The organism is Streptomyces sp. NPDC088387, from assembly GCF_044753385.1.
Taxonomy (GTDB): domain Bacteria; phylum Actinomycetota; class Actinomycetes; order Streptomycetales; family Streptomycetaceae; genus Streptomyces.
The window spans coordinates 311,255-327,109 of record NZ_JBIVNC010000003.1; the positions used below are offsets into that span (position 1 = coordinate 311,255).

Annotated in this window: 14 protein-coding genes; 11 read left to right on the top strand and 3 right to left on the bottom strand. The window is 72.8% G+C overall.

Annotated elements, in window-relative coordinates; all coding sequences use genetic code 11:
• Window positions 1-12 precede the first annotated feature (12 nt).
• From ACIQAC_RS09595 to ACIQAC_RS09605, 3 genes are all read left to right on the top strand, one after another.
• Window positions 13-1,458 carry a DUF2252 domain-containing protein gene (locus ACIQAC_RS09595; RefSeq protein ID WP_402188646.1) on the top strand — a complete coding sequence of 482 codons (1,446 nt, stop codon included), beginning with the start codon at window positions 13-15 and terminating at the stop codon, window positions 1,456-1,458.
• Between the two features lie 169 nt (window positions 1,459-1,627).
• Window positions 1,628-2,431 (top strand): hypothetical protein, encoded by an 804-nt coding sequence (locus ACIQAC_RS09600; RefSeq protein ID WP_402188648.1) that lies wholly within the window; start codon window positions 1,628-1,630, stop codon window positions 2,429-2,431.
• A gap of 59 nt (window positions 2,432-2,490) precedes the next feature.
• The gene (locus tag ACIQAC_RS09605; protein ID WP_402189286.1) at window positions 2,491-2,820 is read left to right on the top strand and encodes a rhodanese-like domain-containing protein; all 330 of its coding nucleotides are present in this window, start codon (window positions 2,491-2,493) and stop codon (window positions 2,818-2,820) included.
• 48 nt (window positions 2,821-2,868) lie between these two features.
• Here ACIQAC_RS09605 and ACIQAC_RS09610 read toward each other — a convergent pair whose 3' ends face one another.
• On the bottom strand, window positions 2,869-4,002 hold the full coding sequence (locus ACIQAC_RS09610) for an acyl-CoA dehydrogenase family protein (RefSeq protein WP_402188650.1): 1,134 nt from the start codon (window positions 4,000-4,002) through the stop codon (window positions 2,869-2,871).
• 571 nt (window positions 4,003-4,573) lie between these two features.
• On the opposite strand from ACIQAC_RS09610, the gene ACIQAC_RS09615 reads away from it, so the two are divergent.
• Genes ACIQAC_RS09615 through ACIQAC_RS09625 form a run of 3 tightly spaced genes read left to right on the top strand, consistent with a single transcriptional unit; the run spans window position 4,574 to window position 7,262 of the window.
• Window positions 4,574-5,296 carry a DUF5819 family protein gene (locus tag ACIQAC_RS09615; RefSeq protein WP_402188651.1) on the top strand — a complete coding sequence of 241 codons (723 nt, stop codon included), beginning with the start codon at window positions 4,574-4,576 and terminating at the stop codon, window positions 5,294-5,296.
• Window positions 5,293-6,513 (top strand): HTTM domain-containing protein, encoded by a 1,221-nt coding sequence (locus tag ACIQAC_RS09620; protein WP_402188653.1) that lies wholly within the window; start codon window positions 5,293-5,295, stop codon window positions 6,511-6,513. The genes ACIQAC_RS09615 and ACIQAC_RS09620 overlap by 4 nt, the downstream gene beginning before the upstream one ends.
• The gene (locus tag ACIQAC_RS09625; RefSeq protein WP_402188655.1) at window positions 6,510-7,262 is read left to right on the top strand and encodes a TrmH family RNA methyltransferase; all 753 of its coding nucleotides are present in this window, start codon (window positions 6,510-6,512) and stop codon (window positions 7,260-7,262) included. Before ACIQAC_RS09620 ends, ACIQAC_RS09625 begins: the two co-directional genes overlap by 4 nt.
• Window positions 7,263-7,275: 13 nt before the next feature.
• Here ACIQAC_RS09625 and paaN read toward each other — a convergent pair whose 3' ends face one another.
• The gene (paaN, locus tag ACIQAC_RS09630) at window positions 7,276-8,970 is read right to left on the bottom strand and encodes a phenylacetic acid degradation protein PaaN (RefSeq protein ID WP_402188657.1); all 1,695 of its coding nucleotides are present in this window, start codon (window positions 8,968-8,970) and stop codon (window positions 7,276-7,278) included.
• A gap of 160 nt (window positions 8,971-9,130) precedes the next feature.
• Here paaN and ACIQAC_RS09635 point away from each other — a divergent pair, with 160 nt between their 5' ends.
• The gene (locus tag ACIQAC_RS09635; RefSeq protein ID WP_402188659.1) at window positions 9,131-10,657 is read left to right on the top strand and encodes a 3-hydroxyacyl-CoA dehydrogenase; all 1,527 of its coding nucleotides are present in this window, start codon (window positions 9,131-9,133) and stop codon (window positions 10,655-10,657) included.
• Complete coding sequence (locus tag ACIQAC_RS09640) at window positions 10,654-11,244, top strand: TetR/AcrR family transcriptional regulator (RefSeq protein WP_402188661.1); 591 nt, start codon at window positions 10,654-10,656, stop codon at window positions 11,242-11,244. The genes ACIQAC_RS09635 and ACIQAC_RS09640 overlap by 4 nt, the downstream gene beginning before the upstream one ends.
• Before the next feature lie 55 nt (window positions 11,245-11,299).
• Here ACIQAC_RS09640 and ACIQAC_RS09645 read toward each other — a convergent pair whose 3' ends face one another.
• Window positions 11,300-11,860, bottom strand: a complete 561-nt coding sequence (locus tag ACIQAC_RS09645; RefSeq protein ID WP_402188663.1) for an Lrp/AsnC family transcriptional regulator — start codon at window positions 11,858-11,860, stop codon at window positions 11,300-11,302.
• Between the two features lie 175 nt (window positions 11,861-12,035).
• Between ACIQAC_RS09645 and pdhA the strand changes: the two genes are divergently transcribed.
• The 3 genes from pdhA to ACIQAC_RS09660 are packed head-to-tail and all read left to right on the top strand — an operon-like array spanning window position 12,036 to window position 15,819.
• The gene (pdhA, locus tag ACIQAC_RS09650) at window positions 12,036-13,172 is read left to right on the top strand and encodes a pyruvate dehydrogenase (acetyl-transferring) E1 component subunit alpha (protein ID WP_402188665.1); all 1,137 of its coding nucleotides are present in this window, start codon (window positions 12,036-12,038) and stop codon (window positions 13,170-13,172) included.
• Window positions 13,169-14,173 (top strand): alpha-ketoacid dehydrogenase subunit beta, encoded by a 1,005-nt coding sequence (locus ACIQAC_RS09655; protein WP_402188667.1) that lies wholly within the window; start codon window positions 13,169-13,171, stop codon window positions 14,171-14,173. The genes pdhA and ACIQAC_RS09655 overlap by 4 nt, the downstream gene beginning before the upstream one ends.
• Window positions 14,173-15,819 carry a dihydrolipoamide acetyltransferase family protein gene (locus ACIQAC_RS09660; protein WP_402188669.1) on the top strand — a complete coding sequence of 549 codons (1,647 nt, stop codon included), beginning with the start codon at window positions 14,173-14,175 and terminating at the stop codon, window positions 15,817-15,819. The genes ACIQAC_RS09655 and ACIQAC_RS09660 overlap by 1 nt, the downstream gene beginning before the upstream one ends.
• The last annotated feature ends 36 nt before the right edge of the window (window positions 15,820-15,855 follow it).

Sequence of the window (15,855 nt, forward strand, 5' to 3'; positions counted from 1 at the left end):
GCGGATGAGCACGTGAGGACGGGGGAGGCGGTCGTTGTGGCCGATGGCGGTGTGCGGGACGGGGCGGGGGCGCGGATTCCGGTGGTGCCGGGGTTTGCGGAGCGGTCCGCGCGGGGGCTGGGGTCGCCCAAGGAGGAGGGCAAGGCGCTGCGGGAGCGGGTGCCGCGGCGGGCGCACGCCGAGCTCGAACTCGACGGCTCCCGGCCGGACACCGTCACGGCCGTCGAGGAGTCGAACCGCGGCCGGCTGCCGGGGCTCGCGCCGATCCGGGTGGGCAGGATGGCGGCCACTCCCTTCGCGTTCCTGCGGGGCGCCGCCGGGCTGATGGCGTACGACCTCGCCCGCACCCCCGTGACCCGCGTCCGCGCCCAGATCTGCGGTGACGCCCACGCGGCCAACTTCGGGCTGTACGGCGACGCCACCGGCCGGCTCGTCATCGATCTCAACGACTTCGACGAGACCGTCCACGGGCCCTGGGAGTGGGACCTCAAGCGGCTCGCCGCCTCCCTGGTCCTCGCCGGGCGGGCCGGCGGCGCGGACGAGGACGTCTGCCGTGCCGCCGCCCACGACACGGTCGGCGCCTACCGCCGCACCATGCGGCTGCTGGCCAGGCTCCCCGTGCTCGACGCCTGGAACGCCATCGCGGACGAGGAACTCGTCTCCCACACCGACGCCCACGATCTCCTCGGCACCCTGGAGCGGGTCTCGGAGAAGGCCCGCGGCAACACCTCGGGCCGGTTCGCCGCGCGCTCCACCGAGCCGACCGAGGACGGTGGACGCCGGTTCGTCGACGCCCCGCCGGTGCTGCGCCGGGTCCCGGACGAGGAGGCGGCGGTCGTGGCCGCGGCCCTGGAGGGTTACGTCACCTCGCTCCCCGAGGACCGGCACCCGCTGCTGGCCCGGCACGCGGTGCACGACGTGGCGTTCCGGGTCGTCGGTACGGGCAGTGTCGGTACCCGTTCGTACGTCGTGCTGCTCCTCGACCACCGTGGTGAGGCACTGATACTCCAGGTCAAGGAGGCCCGTCCGTCCCTGCTGCTGCCGCATCTGGCTACCGCGGGCTTCGAGACGCCGGTGGTGGAGCACGAGGGGCGCCGGGTGGTTCAGGGGCAGAAGCGGATGCAGGTCGTCAGCGACGTGCTGCTGGGCTGGACGACCGCGGACGGGCGGGCCTTTCAGGTGCGGCAGTTCCGGAACCGGAAGGGCAGTGTGGATCCGGCCGCGCTCTCCGCCGATCAGCTCGACGACTATGCGCGGATGACCGGGGCGCTGCTGGCTCGTGCGCACTCGCACAGTGTCGATCCGCGGCTGCTTGCCGGTTATTGCGGCAAGAACGAGGAGTTGGACGAGGCGATGGCCACGTTTGCCGTTGGCTATGCGGACCGTACTGAGGCGGATCATGCGGAGTTGGTTTCCGCGGTGCGGGCGGGGCGGGTGGCGGCGGAGACCGGGGTGTAGGAGGCCACCGGGGGAGGGCGGCGCGGCGGGTGCGGGCCGGTGGGGGTTGTTCGCGCAGTTCCCCGCGCCCCTAAGAGCCTTGCGGCTTGCGTCCGCTGAGAGGGCTTGTGGTTGCTGGAACGTGGTCGGGGCGGCGTGGGGTGGGGTGGGGGTGGCCTACGCTGGGTGGGTGACGACCCCGGAAGCTGAGCAGTCCCGGCCCGAGGCCCGGCTTGAGCGGGCCGTGCGCGCCGCCGAGCAGGCGTTGATCGAGTACGAGATCGCGGTGGAGACCTTCCGGGTCGAGGTGGAGAACTTCTCCCGCCTCCACCACCAGAAACTCGGCCCGATGTACGCCCGCCTCGAAGAGCTGGACGCGCAGATCGCCGAGGCGCGAGCCGCCCGTACCGGCGATCCCGAGGACGTGGCCCAGGCGCAGGAGCTGCGCGCGCGGGTCATGCCGATGCCGGACGTGGAGGAGCTGTTCCACGGCTGGATGGACGGCGAGGGCCTCTTCCCGGAGTCCGTGGCGATGCTCACGGACCAGCCGGTACGGCCCCCGCAGCGCGTCCGCCCCAGCGACGAGGCCCGCCGGCTCTACCGCGAACTGGCCCGCAAGGCCCACCCCGACCTGGCCCAGGAGGACGGCGAGCGCGCCCGGCGTGAGGAGTTCATCACGCGGGTGAACGCCGCGTACGCCCGTGGCGACGAGGTGCTGCTGCGGGAGCTGGCGGAGGAGTGGGCCGCCGGGCCCAAGCCGAAGGACTCGGGGCCGGCCGAGAGCAACGAGCTCTACGCCCGGCTCGAATGGCTCGCCCAGCGCAAGGAACTGCTCTCCCTCGTGGCCCGCGAGCTGGAGGAGAGCGCGATCGGCTCCATGCTGAAGCTGGCGCAGGAGGACCCCGACCGGCTGCTCGACCAGATCGCCGACCAGCTGATCGCCGAGGTCACCCAGCGCGAGACGGATCTCGCGGAGCTGCTCGCCCAGGAGTAGTGGGGCCGGGCGGGTGTCACGGGTCGGGTAGCGTCGGGGGCATGAGTTTCGGAGCTGGTGTGCCCACGGTTCAGGTCGGAGACCTCAAGGACGACGACTTCCTGCTGGACGTCCGCGAGGACGACGAATGGCAGGCCGGTCACGCCGAAGGGGCGCTGCACATCCCGATCAGCGACTTCGTCGCCCGCTACGGCGAACTGACCGAGGCCGCCCCGCAGGACGGCCGCGTCCATGTGATCTGCCGCTCCGGCGGACGCTCGGCGCAGGTCACGATGTACCTCGCCCAGCAGGGCATCGACGCGGTGAACGTCGAGGGCGGCATGCAGGTCTGGGAGGCGGCCGGACGGCCCGTCGTCACGGACAGGGGCGAGTCCGGCTTCGTCCTGTAACTCCCTTTCGCGCAGCGTTCTTTGGGGGGGGCGCCCCGCACCGGGGCGTCAGCCCAGGGGGTGGGCGGCCAGCAGGTCGCCCAGGGTCTCCTCGTGCGCCGCGGCCGGGCCGAGCGACAGCTCCAGGTACTTGGCCCAGGCGTGGTACCGGTGCAGCGGGTACTCCACGTCGGCGCCGAACCCGCCGTGCAGATGCTGTGCCGTCTGCACCACCCGCCGTACCCCCTCGGACGCCCAGATCTTCGCCACGGCGACATCGCCGGACGTGGGCAGCGCCCCCGGTGCCTCCGAGTCGATCCGCCAGGCCGCCTGCCAGAGGGTGGCCTCCATCGCCTTCAGGTCGATGTAGCGGTCGGCGGCCTGTACGGCGACCGCCTGGAACGTGGCGATCGGATGCCCGAACTGCTCCCGCTTTCCCGCGTATTCACCGGTCATCGCCAGCACCCGCTCGCCCAGGCCGAGCGCCAGCGCGCACGTCCCGGTGGCCAGCAGATCGCGCAGCCACTCCCACGCCCCCTCGGCGTCGAGCACATCGTGGGCCGGGAGCCGGGCCGAGTCCAGCCGCAGCTCGCCGAGCCGCTCGCCGGACGTGGAGACCTGCTCGGCGAGGGCCGAGCCCGGCAGATCGCGCGGGACCAGCGCGAGGACGCCCCGGTCGTCGCCGGTGTGCGCCGGTACGAGCGTGAAGTCGGCCTCGTACGCCCACGGCACCGCCGTCTGCACGCCGTCCAGCACCCACGCGTCGCCGTCCCGGCGGGCCGTCACCGCGCGCTCGGCCGCGTCGTGGCCGGTACGGCCGTTCGCGGCGACGGTCAGCACCACCTCGCCGCGGCCGGCGCGCGCCAGCAGGTCCGCCTTCAACTCCGGCCCGCCGTACCGCTGTACGGCCGCCGCCGCCGCGCTGCTCTCCAGCAGTGGGACCCGGGCCAGTACCTTCGCCGACTCGCGCAGCACAAGACAGAGCGCGACCGTGTCCAGGCCCGCGCCGCCGTGTTCCGGCGCGAGCAGCAGGCTGAGCAGATCGGCGTCGGCGAGCTTCCCCCACAGCGCCCGGTCCAGGTCGTCCGCTACGGGGCCGGGGGTGAGGGCCGGACTGGGTACGGCGTCCGGGGCCACCCCGGCGAACACGCCCCCCGCCGCCTCGGCCGCCGCCTGCTGTTCCTCGCTGAGGGTGAAGTCCACGGTCCAGTCCTCCCGGCGCGTCCGCGATCTGACGGAGCGTCAAGATAGAACAGGTTCTATGAGAAGGGAACGGGCGGGGAAGGGTGAGTGGTCCGTCGCGGCCGTGCCCGCCGACCGGGCGTTCGGTTCGTGGATCCCGCCCGTCGGCCGGCGTCGTAGGGTGTCAACCGCTGAAGGGGCTGTGCGGGGCGGATGGGGCTGAGTAGCGTTCGCGTTCGAGTGCGGGCCGGGAAGGGGCGCACGCGCGCGACGTCGGACACGGGAAGTCGGGAAACGGGGCGGAATGGACGGGCAGGGCGCCAGGGGGGCGGACCACGCCGGGGATGCGGGCCGGGACGTGGGCCGGGGTGCCGACCGGGGCGGCCAAGATGACCGGAATGTCCGGGAAGTTCCCTCTGTTCCGGGTCCCTCTGTTCCGGGTCCCTCGGAGCCGGTGGAGCCTGTGGAGCCGGTGGAGCCCGCCAAAGCCGCGCCGCCCGTAGAGCCGCCGGAACCTTCGGTTCCCGTAGGGCCGCCGGTGCCTTCGGTTCCCGTAGGGCCGCCGGTGCCTTCGGCTCCCGTTGAGCCCTCCGTGGCCGCGGCTCCCGCCGAACCCCTCGTGCCCCCGGCTCCGGCTGAGCAGCCCTCCGGCCCCCCACCCCCTCGTACCGGCGTAGCCGCCCTCTCTCTGCCCTATCAGGTCGGGGTCGCGTTCGCGCTCGCCGTGGTGGCCGTGGCCGCCTGTGTGCATCTCGGGATGGTGTTCCTGCATGTGGCGCCGTCGAACACGGTGACGAAGCAGCACGGTGAGGCGATCGAGGACTGGGTGTATCCCGAGTTCGAGCAGAACTGGAAGCTGTTCGCGCCGAACCCCTTGCAGCAGAACGTCGCCGTGCAGGTCCGTGCCCAGGTGCGGACCGCGGACGGCGGTGACCGGACCACCGGCTGGATCGATCTGTCCGCGCAGGACGGGCGGGCCATCGACGGCAATCTGCTGCCGAGCCACACCGACCAGAACCTGCTGCGCCGGGCCTGGGACTTCTACGTGGCGACGCACGACGGCGACAACCGCGCGACCGGTTCGCGCGGCGGGCTGTCGGAGACGTACGTACGCCGGATCGTGGTGCTGCGCCTGGAGCGGGACGGCGTGGCGGGCAAGGGCGAGGTGATCGAGATGGTGCAGGTCAGGTCCAGCACCACCAGCGTCAAGCCGCCCGAGTGGAGCGACGAGAAGATCTCCCTGGAGCCGGTACGCCGGGTGCTGCCCTGGTGGCAGGTGCCCGCCGACGAGGCCGCCGCGGGGAGCATCGGATGAACCGCTGGTCCCTCGCCGTCTCGCGCGGCATCGCCCGGGTCACCGAGAGCGCCCTCGGCCCGTACCAGACCGCCGTGATCCGGATCGGCTTCGCCGCGACCTGGCTGCTGTTCCTGCTGCGGGAGTTCCCGCACCGCCAGGAGCTGTACGGTCCCGACGGTCCCTGGAGCTGGGGCCTGGCCGAGCAGCTGATCGGGCTCAACCGGGCGTTCACCGCGCTGATCTGGTCCGACGGTCAGCTCTGGTTCGAGGCGGTGTTCGCGCTCGCGGTGCTGTCGAGTCTGCTGCTGATGCTGGGCTGGCGGACCCGGACGATGTCCGTGCTGTTCATGGTCGGGGTGCTCTCGCTCCAGAACCGCAGTGTGTTCGTGGGCGACGGCGGCGACAACGTGCTGCACCTGATGAGCCTCTACCTGGTCTTCACGCGCTGCGGCCAGGTCTGGTCGCTGGACGCGCGCCGGGAGCGGCGGACGCGGGCGGCACGCGCGCGTGGGGAGCGGGTCACGGACCGGACGGGGCCGCTGCTGTGGGGCGTTCTGGCGCTGGTCCTGGTGGTCGTGACCCTGTCCGGGCGGATGGACAGCGAGTGGGCCGTCCCGGCCCTGTTGTGGGCCGTGCTGCTCGGACAGGCGCTGTGGTGGGTCGTCGCGCGCGTGGCGAACACCCCGCAGCCGCGGATCATGCTGGACGTCGTCGGCAACATCCTGCACAACGGCGCCCTGCTGGTGATCATGGCGGAGGCCTGTCTGATCTACGCGACGGCCGGCTGGTACAAGATCCAGGGTTCGCGCTGGCAGGACGGCACGGCGGTCTACTACCCGCTGCACCTCGACTACTTCTCGCCCTGGCCCGCCCTCGCCGACCTGCTGTCGTCCAGCGGCACGATCGTGATGCTCGTGACGTACGGCACGGTCTTCGTGCAGATCGCCTTCCCGTTCACGCTGCTGCGCCGGCGGGTGAAGAACGTCCTGCTGGCCGCGATGATCACCGAGCACGCGGTGATCGCCGTGGTGCTCGGGCTGCCGTTCTTCTCGCTGGCGATGATCGCGGCGGACCTCGTCTTCCTGCCGACGTCCTTCCTGAAGCGGGTCGGCGGGTGGGTGGCACGCGTGCGTGGGCGGCTGTTTCCGGGGCGCGGCGACGGCGACGGCGAGGACGTGGGAGACGCCGGTACGGCCGGGCGGCCGGCGGAGGCCCGCGTAGGCTTCCCGGCATGAACGACCCGCTCAGGGCCTGGCACCGGCTCGCGGACACCGGTGTGCTGCTCGACGGATTCCACGCCCTCAAGCACGCTCTGCGCTTCGGGGCCGAGGTTCCGGTGGCGGTGGCCGTCGACCGCGCGGCCACGCTGGCCCTCGCCGGTGAGCTGGCACCCGACGTCCGCGACACGCTGGACGCGCTGCTGACGGAGGTCCCGGAGGCGGCGTACCGGAGTCTGGTCGCGCGCCCGCATCCCACCGCCGTGGCCGCCCTGGCCGTACGGCCGTCCCGCGCGGGCCAGTTGGAGACGCTCGCGCGCGTGCCGCGGAACGCACCCGTGGTCGTCCTGGACAATCCGCGCAATCTCGGCAATGCGGGTGCCGTGATCCGGCTGGCCGCCGGTTTCGGCGCCACCGGGGTCGTCACCACCGGCACTCTCGACCCCTGGCATCCCACGGTGGTGCGCGGCGGCGCCGGGCTGCACTACGCGACCGCCGTGGAGCGGCTGGAGGTGGCCGAGCTGCCCGCGGGGCCGCTGTTCGCACTGGACCCGGAGGGCGAGGACGTCCGGGGCGTGAAACTGCCGGACGACGCCGTCCTCGCCTTCGGGTCGGAGCGCAGCGGGCTGTCCGCGGAGCTGCGCGCGCGCACGGACCGGCTGCTGTCGCTGCCGATGCGCCCCCAGGTCTCCAGCTACAACCTCGCGACCAGTGTGGCCATGACGCTGTACCACTGGAGCGCGAGCGGGGGCGCACCCGCTTTCTAGTTTTCCCGGCGGTCTAGGCCTGGCGGCGGACCTCCACGAACCGGAAGCGGTTGGCGACGAAGGCCGCGTCCGTGAGGGCCGCGTTGGCCGCCGGGTTGCCGCCCGAGCCGTGGAAGTCGGAGAAGGCGGCGGTCTGGTTGACGTACACCCCGCCGGTGAGGTTCAGCGAGAGCTGCGCGGACTCCTCCAGGCAGACCTCCTCGACGGCCTCCTCGAACTGCTCGTCCGTGGTGTACGCGCCGACGGTCATCGCGCCCTTCTCGCGCACGGTCCGGCGCAGCAGCTCCACCGCGTCCGTGGCGGAGTCGACGGCGACGGCGAAGGAGACCGGGCCGAAGCACTCGCTCATGTAGGCGGCCTCGTCGTCGGGCTTGGCGCCGTCCAGCTTGACCATGACCGGTGTGCGCACCACCGCGTCCGGGAACTCCGGGTTGGTGATCTCCCGGCTGGCCAGGGCGACTTCCCCGAGGCCGGCGGCGGCCTCCAGGCGGGTCTTCACGTCCGGGTTGACGAGCGCGCCGAGCAGGGCGTTGGCGCGGGCGTCGTCGCCGAGCAGTCCGGAGACCGCCGAGGCGAGGTCGGCGACCACCTCGTCGAAGGTGCGGACGCCGTCCTCGGTGCCGATGCCGTCGCGCGGGATGAGCAGGTTCTGCGGGGTGGTGCACATCTGGCCGCTGTACAGGGACAGCGAGAAGGCCAGGTTGGACAGCATGCCCTTGTAGTTGTCGGTCGACTCCAGGACGACCGTGTTGACACCGGCCTTCTCCGTGTAGACCTGCGCCTGGCGGGCGTTGGCCTCCAGCCAGTCGCCGAAGCCGGTGGAGCCGGTGTAGTCGATGATCCGGATCTCGGGGCGGGTGGCCAGCGTCCTGGCGATGCCCTCGCCGTCCCGCTCGCCGGTCAGCGCGACCAGGTTGGGGTCGAAGCCGGCCTCGGTGAGCACGTCGCGCGCGACGGCGACGGTCAGCGCGAGCGGCAGCACCGCGCGGGGGTGCGGCTTGACCAGCACCGCGTTGCCGGTGGCCAGGGAGGCGAACAGGCCCGGATAGCCGTTCCACGTGGGGAAGGTGTTGCAGCCGATGACCAGGGCGACACCGCGCGGGGCTGCGGTGAAGCGCTTGGACAGGGCGAGCGGGTCGCGCTTGCCCTGCGGCTTGCTCCAGTCCGCGCTCTCCGGGGTGCGGACCTGCTCGGCGTACGCGTACGCCACCGCTTCCATGCCGCGGTCCTGTGCGTGCGGGCCGCCGGCCTGGAACGCCATCATGAAGGCCTGGCCCGAGGTGTGCATGACCGCGTGCGCGAACTCGTGCGTCCGGTCGCTGATCCGCTTGAGGATCTCCAGACAGACCACCGCGCGCAGCTCGGGGCCCGCGTCCCGCCAGGCGCGCTGCCCGGCCTTCATCGCGGGCAGCAGCACGTCGACGTCCGCGTGCGGATAGCTGACGCCCAGCTCGACGCCGTACGGCGACACCTCGCCGCCGACCCAGTCGTCGGTGCCGGGCTGGCCGAGGTCGACGCGGGTGCCGAGGAGGGCGTCGAAGGCGGCCTTGCCGGCCGCGGCGTCCAGGCTGCCGTTCTCCCCGTAGGCCTTGGGGTGCTCGGGGTGCGGGGACCAGTACGCGCGGGTGTGGATCGCCTCCAGCGCCTGGTCGAGGGTGGGGCGGTGCTGGGCGATCAGCTCGTTCGCCGAGAGTGCGGCGGCGGTCATTCTTGACCAACTCCTCGTCTCAAGAGCTCGATGTCGAGCTCATGACCTGGGCAGAGACATGGGCAGGAACAGGGCGTCAGAGTTAGAGTAACCGAACGATCGGTCGGTACAAGGGGGTCCGCCGTATCTGTGGACAACGGCGTGCGGGAGGATCGCGCACATGACAGCACCCGATCTCAGCAGCCCCGTGGCCGTCGTCGGCACCGGCACCATGGGCCAGGGCATCGCGCAGGTCGCGCTGGTGGCGGGCCACGCCGTACGGCTGTACGACGCCGTACCGGGGCGGGCCCGGGAAGCGGCCGACGCGATCGGCGCCCGCCTCGACCGGCTCGTCGAGAAGGACCGGCTCGCCGCCGCCGACCGGGACGCGGCACGTGGGCGCCTGCTGCCCACGGAGGAGCTCGGCGGGCTCGCGGACTGCACGCTGGTCGTGGAGGCGGTGCTGGAGCGGCTGGACGCCAAACAGGAGCTGTTCCGGGCGCTGGAGGACATCGTCGCCGAGGACTGTCTGTTCGCGACCAACACCTCCTCGCTTTCGGTGACCGCCGTCGGCGGCGCGCTGCGTGCCCCCGGCCGCCTGGTCGGCCTGCACTTCTTCAACCCGGCGCCGCTGATGCCGCTGGTCGAGGTGGTCTCCGGGTTCGCCACGGACGTCACGTCGGCCACCCGCGCGTACGAGACGGCACGCGCGTGGGGCAAGACCCCGGTCGCCTGCGCCGACACGCCCGGCTTCATCGTCAACCGCATCGCCCGCCCGTTCTACGCCGAGGCGTTCGCGGTCTACGAGGCCCAGGGTGCCGACCCCGCGACCATCGACGCCGTGCTGCGCGAGTGCGGCGGCTTCCGGATGGGCGCGTTCGAACTGACCGACCTCATCGGGCAGGACGTCAACGAGTCCGTCACGCACTCCGTGTGGCAGGCCTTCTTCCAGGACGTGCGCTTCACGCCGTCGCTCGCCCAGCGCCGCCTGGTCGAGTCCGGCCGCCTCGGCCGCAAGTCCGGACAGGGCTGGTACGACTACGGCGACGGCACCACGGAGGCCGAGCGCTCCGAGCCGCACACCGCCGAGGAGGCCGCGCCGCCCGCGTACGTCGTCGCCGAGGGCGACCTGGGCCCCGCGGCCGAACTGCTCGCGCTGATCCGCGAGGCGGGCATCCAGGTCCGCGAGGACGAGGAGGACCACGGGACCCGCCTGGTGCTGCCCGGCGGCGGCCAGCTGGCGCTCGCCGACGGCCAGACGTCCGTGGAGTTCCGCGACGTCGTCTACTTCGACCTGGCGCTCGACTACCGCAGGGCCACCCGCGTCGCCCTGTCCGCCTCCCAGGACACCACCTCGGCGACGCTCTCCGAGGCCATCGGCCTGTTCCAGGCGCTCGGCAAGAAGGTCAGCGTCATCGGGGACGTGCCCGGCATGATCGTGGCCCGCACGGTCGCGCGGATCGTCGACCTCGCCCACGACGCCGTCGCCAAGGGCGTGGCCACCGAGGAGGACGTGGACACCGCGATGCGCCTGGGTGTGAACTACCCGCTCGGTCCCTTCGAATGGAGCCGCCGGCTCGGCCGCAACTGGGCGTACGCCCTGCTCGACGATCTGCACCTGCGCGACCCGTCCGGCCGCTACGCGCCGTCCCTCGCGCTCTACCGCCATGCGTACGCCACCGACAAGCGGGAGGGCAGCACCTCATGACCACCGCCAAGCGCGACACCTACACGCCGGAGACCCTGCTCTCCGTCGCCGTCCAGGTCTTCATCGAGCGCGGCTACGACGGCACGTCCATGGAGCACCTCTCCAAGGCGGCCGGCATCTCCAAGTCGTCGATCTACCACCACGTCTCCGGCAAGGAGGAACTGCTCCGCCGCGCGGTGAGCCGGGCCCTGGACGGCCTCTTCGGGATCCTGGAGGAGGAGCACGCGCGCGAGGGGCACGCCGCCGACCAGCTGGAGTACGTCGTACGGCGCATGGTCGAGGTGCTGATCCGCGAGCTGCCCTACGTGACGCTGCTGCTGCGGGTGCGCGGCAACACCGACGCCGAGCGCTGGGCCCTGGAGCGGCGCCGCGACTTCGACCACCGGGTGGCCGAGCTGCTCAAGGCGGCCGCCGCGGACGGCGAGGTGCGCGGCGACGTCGAAGTGCGGCTCGCGACCCGGCTGGTCTTCGGCATGGTCAACTCGATCGCCGAGTGGTACCGCCCGGACACCCGCGGCGCGGGGGAGCGCGAGGTCTCGGAAGCGGTGGTACGGCTGGTCTTCGGGGGCCTGCGCCGGGAGAGCTGAGCGCGGCCGGGTGCCGGCCGGCGGCCCCCGGGTCACTCCGGGCGGCTTCCCCGGGTCACCCCAGCGGTTCCAGGTCCTCCTCCTCGAAGACCAGCAGCGTGCGGCTGCTGAGCACCTCGGGGAGGGACTGGAGGCGGGTCAGGACCAGCTCGCGCAGCGCGCGGTTGTCGGACACGTGCACCAGGAGCAGCACGTCGAAGTCACCGCCCACCAGGGCGATGTGGGCGGCGCCGGGCAGCTGTCTGAGCTGCTCGCGCACGGTCCGCCAGGAGTTCTGGACGATCTTCAGGGTGATGTACGCCGAGGTGCCCTGGCCCGCCCGCTCGTGGTTCACACGGGCGCCGAAGCCCCGGATGACGCCGTCCTCGACGAGCCGGTTGATGCGCGCGTAGGCGTTGGCGCGCGAGACGTGGACCCGCTCGGCGACGGACCGTATCGACGCGCGGCCGTCCGCCTGGAGCATGCGCAGGATGTCCTGATCAATGACGTCCAGGGGGCGCGCAGGCGGTGCCTCCGCGCCGGGGGCGTGCGGGGCGCCCGTGGGAAGGGTGCCGGACGGGGTGCCCGCGGGAAGGGCGCCGGGCTCCGGCCCTTCGGCCATTTGTTCAGGTGCCATGTCCCCCCGCCTCCCTGGCATGGACGTACTGCATCCATTCCAGGCTGTGGAGAACCGTTTGTCCACAGCCTGGGGCCACCTGTAGCCAAAATGTGTCGGCGACCGAACAATCGGTAGGTGAGACGCCTCACTGCCGACGCGTCTCCCCACGCAGTGCTCACGAGGAGGTGCCGTCATGACGGTCATGGAGCAGCGGGGCGCGTATCGGCCATCGCCGCCGCCCGCCTGGCAGCCCCGCACGGACCCCGCGCCGCTGCTGCCCGACGCGCGGCCGTACCGCGTGCTCGGCACCGACAAGGCCGCCCAGGCCGACCCCGCCCTGCTGCGCCGGCTCTACGCCGAGCTGGTCCGTGGCCGCCGCTACAACACCCAGGCGACCGCGCTGACCAAGCAGGGCCGGCTGGCCGTCTACCCCTCCAGCACCGGCCAGGAGGCCTGCGAGATCGCCGCCGCGCTGGTCCTGGAGGAGCGCGACTGGCTCTTCCCCAGCTACCGCGACACGCTCGCCGTCGTGGCCCGCGGCGTCGACCCCGTCGAGGCCCTGACCCTGCTGCGCGGCGACTGGCACACCGGCTACGACCCGCGCGAGACCCGCGTCGCCCCGCTGAGCACCCCGCTCGCCACCCAGCTCCCGCACGCCGTCGGCCTCGCGCACGCCGCCCGCCTCAAGGGCGACGACGTGGTCGCGCTCGCCATGGTCGGCGACGGCGGCACCAGCGAGGGCGACTTCCACGAAGCGCTGAACTTCGCCGCCGTCTGGCAGGCACCGGTCGTCTTCCTCGTCCAGAACAACGGCTTCGCCATCTCCGTCCCCCTCGACAAGCAGACCGCCGCCCCCTCCCTCGCCCACAAGGCCGTCGGCTACGGCATGCCGGGCCGGCTCGTCGACGGCAACGACGCGGCGGCCGTGCACGAGGTCCTGACCGACGCCGTACGGCACGCGCGCGAGGGCGGTGGTCCGACGCTGGTGGAGGCCGTGACCTACCGCATCGAGGCGCACACCAACGCCGACGACGCCACCCGCTACCGGGGCGACGCCGAGATCGAGGCCTGGCGCGAGCACGACCCCATCCAGCTCCTGGAGCGCGAACTGACCGCGCGCGGACTGCTCGACGAGGACGGACGGGCCACCGCGCGGGACGCCGCCGAGGCGCTCGCCGCCGATCTGCGCGCGCGGATGAACCAGGACGCGGTGCTCGACCCCATGGACCTGTTCGCCCATGTGTATGCCGAGCCCACCCCGCAACTGCGCGAGCAGCGTGCCCAGTTGCGGGCCGAGCTCGACGCCGAGTCGGAGGGGCCGCAGCGATGACCACCGTCGCCGTCAAACCCGCCACCATGGCGCAGGCCCTCACCCGCGCGCTGCGCGACGAGATGGCCGCCGACCCGTCCGTGCACGTCATGGGCGAGGACGTCGGTGCCCTCGGCGGTGTCTTCCGGGTCACCGACGGCCTCGCCAAGGAGTTCGGCGAGGACCGGGTCACGGACACCCCGCTGGCCGAGGCCGGCATCCTCGGCACGGCCGTCGGTATGGCGATGTACGGGCTCAGGCCGGTCGTGGAGATGCAGTTCGACGCGTTCGCCTACCCGGCGTTCGAGCAGCTCATCAGCCATGTCGCCAAGATGCGCAACCGCACGCGCGGCAAGCTGCCGCTCCCGATCACCATCCGCGTGCCCTACGGCGGCGGCATCGGCGGCGTCGAACACCACAGCGACTCCTCCGAGGCGTACTACATCGCGACCCCGGGGCTGCACGTCGTCACCCCCGCCACGGTCGCCGACGCCTACGGCCTGCTGCGCGCGTCCATCGCCTCCGACGACCCTGTGGTCTTCCTGGAGCCCAAGCGGCTCTACTGGTCGAAGGCGGCATGGAACCCGGAGGAGCCGGGGACCGTTGAACCGATAGGCCGTGCGACGGTGCGACGCTCCGGCCGGAGCGCCACACTGATCACGTACGGTCCGTCGCTGCCGGTCTGCCTCGAAGCCGCCGAGGCCGCCCGCGCGGAGGGGTGGGACCTAGAGGTCGTCGATCTGCGCTCCCTGGTGCCGTTCGACGACGAGACGGTCGGCGCCTCGGTCCGACGGACCGGACGAGCGGTCGTGGTGCACGAGTCGGGCGGGTTCGGCGGACCGGGCGGGGAGATCGCGGCCCGGGTCACGGAGCGCTGCTTCCACCATCTGGAGGCGCCGGTGCTGCGCGTGGCCGGGTTCGACATCCCCTATCCGCCGCCGATGCTGGAGCGACACCATCTGCCCGGCGTCGACCGGATCCTGGACGCGGTGGCGCGTCTGCAATGGGAGGCCGAAAGCTGATGGCACAGGTGCTGGAGTTCAAGCTCCCCGACCTCGGCGAGGGACTCACCGAGGCGGAGATCGTCCGCTGGCTGGTCGAGGTGGGCGACGTGGTCGCCATCGACCAGCCCGTCGTCGAGGTCGAGACGGCCAAGGCGATGGTCGAGGTCCCGTGTCCCTACGGCGGTGTGGTCACGGCCCGCTTCGGCGAGGAGGGCACGGAGCTGCCCGTGGGGGCGCCGCTGCTGACGGTGGCGGTGGGCGCGGACGCCTCCGAAGGGGAGGGCAGGGTGCCGTCCGGCGGGGATTCGGGTGTGGCGGCCGACCGGGATTCGGGTCTGCCTTCCGGCCGGGGTGCGGGTGTGGCGGCCGGCGGGGGGTCCGGCGCCGATGCGGACGGGGGTCCGCGGGGTGCCGGCGGCTCGCGTGGCGCTCAGGGCGCGCGCGGCGCCGGTGACTCGGGTGCCGATGATGGCCCGGGTGGGGCCGAGGGCCCGCGTGGTGTTCCCGCCGGCGGGGTTCCGTCCGCGGGTGCGGGTGCCGGCGCGCACAACGGGGCGCGGGTCGGCTCGGCCGAGGGCTCCGGCAATGTGCTCGTGGGTTACGGCACCGCGGAGGCGCCCGCGCGGCGTCGCCGGGTGCGGCCCGAGACCCGTACGGTCGACGCCGTCCCGTCCCCGCCCACCGGCGGTACGACCCGCGCGGAGGGCCCCCTCGACACCGTCCGGGCCGACGGACCCGTCCCCGTGATCTCCCCCCTGGTGCGTCGGCTCGCCCGCGAGCACGGGCTCGATCTGCGGGAGATGAGCGGCTCGGGCCCGGACGGACTGATCCTGCGCGCGGACGTGGAGTACGCCCTGCGCGCGGCGGAGGCCCGCGGCCGTACGGCGGTGACCGCGCAGACGGCACCCCTGACGGCGGAGACGTTCCAGGTCCAGGCCGGCTCCGGGGCGGCCCCGTCCGTCGCGGTGGCCAACGGCGCCACCCGGGTCCCCCTCAAGGGCGTCCGCGGTGCCGTCGCCGACAAGCTCTCCCGCAGCCGCCGCGAGATCCCGGACGCCACCTGCTGGGTGGACGCCGACGCGACGGAGCTGATGCGGGCCCGCGCGGCGATGAACGCGGTGGACGGCCGGAAGATCTCCGTACTCGCGGTGCTGGCCAGGATCTGTGTCGCGGCCCTCGCCCGGTTCCCCGAGCTGAACTCCACGGTCGACACGGAGGCCAGGGAGATCGTCCGGCTCGACGGGGTGCACCTCGGGTTCGCCGCGCAGACGGACCGCGGTCTTGTCGTCCCGGTCGTGAAGGAGGCGCACACGCGGAACGCGGAGGGGCTGAGCGAGGAGTTCGCCCGGCTGACCGACGCGGCCCGCACCGGCCGGCTCACCCCGGCGGACCTCACCGGCGGCACCTTCACCCTCAACAACTACGGCGTGTTCGGCGTCGACGGCTCGACGCCGATCATCAACCACCCCGAGGCCGCGATGCTCGGCGTCGGCCGGATCGTGCCCAAGCCGTGGGTGCACGAGGGCGAGCTGGCGGTACGGCAGGTCGTGCAGCTCTCGCTCACCTTCGACCACCGGGTCTGCGACGGCGGCACGGCGGGTGGCTTCCTGCGGTATGTCGCCGACTGCGTGGAACAGCCGGCGGTGCTGCTGCGCACCCTGTGACGACGACGAGGTCACCCGGGACGGCAGAGAGCGGAC

Excerpts from the sequence above, each read along its gene's own strand:
- paaN (WP_402188657.1), bottom strand. The coding sequence starts at position 8,970 with ATGACCGCCGCCGCACTCTCGGCGAACGAGCTGATCGCCCAGCACCGC.
- ACIQAC_RS09655 (WP_402188667.1), top strand. The coding sequence starts at position 13,169 with ATGACCACCGTCGCCGTCAAACCCGCCACCATGGCGCAGGCCCTCACC.
- ACIQAC_RS09660 (WP_402188669.1), top strand. The coding sequence starts at position 14,173 with ATGGCACAGGTGCTGGAGTTCAAGCTCCCCGACCTCGGCGAGGGACTC.
- ACIQAC_RS09645 (WP_402188663.1), bottom strand. The coding sequence starts at position 11,860 with ATGGCACCTGAACAAATGGCCGAAGGGCCGGAGCCCGGCGCCCTTCCC.
- ACIQAC_RS09620 (WP_402188653.1), top strand. The coding sequence starts at position 5,293 with ATGAACCGCTGGTCCCTCGCCGTCTCGCGCGGCATCGCCCGGGTCACC.
- pdhA (WP_402188665.1), top strand. The coding sequence starts at position 12,036 with ATGACGGTCATGGAGCAGCGGGGCGCGTATCGGCCATCGCCGCCGCCC.
- ACIQAC_RS09635 (WP_402188659.1), top strand. The coding sequence starts at position 9,131 with ATGACAGCACCCGATCTCAGCAGCCCCGTGGCCGTCGTCGGCACCGGC.
- ACIQAC_RS09625 (WP_402188655.1), top strand. The coding sequence starts at position 6,510 with ATGAACGACCCGCTCAGGGCCTGGCACCGGCTCGCGGACACCGGTGTG.
- ACIQAC_RS09640 (WP_402188661.1), top strand. The coding sequence starts at position 10,654 with ATGACCACCGCCAAGCGCGACACCTACACGCCGGAGACCCTGCTCTCC.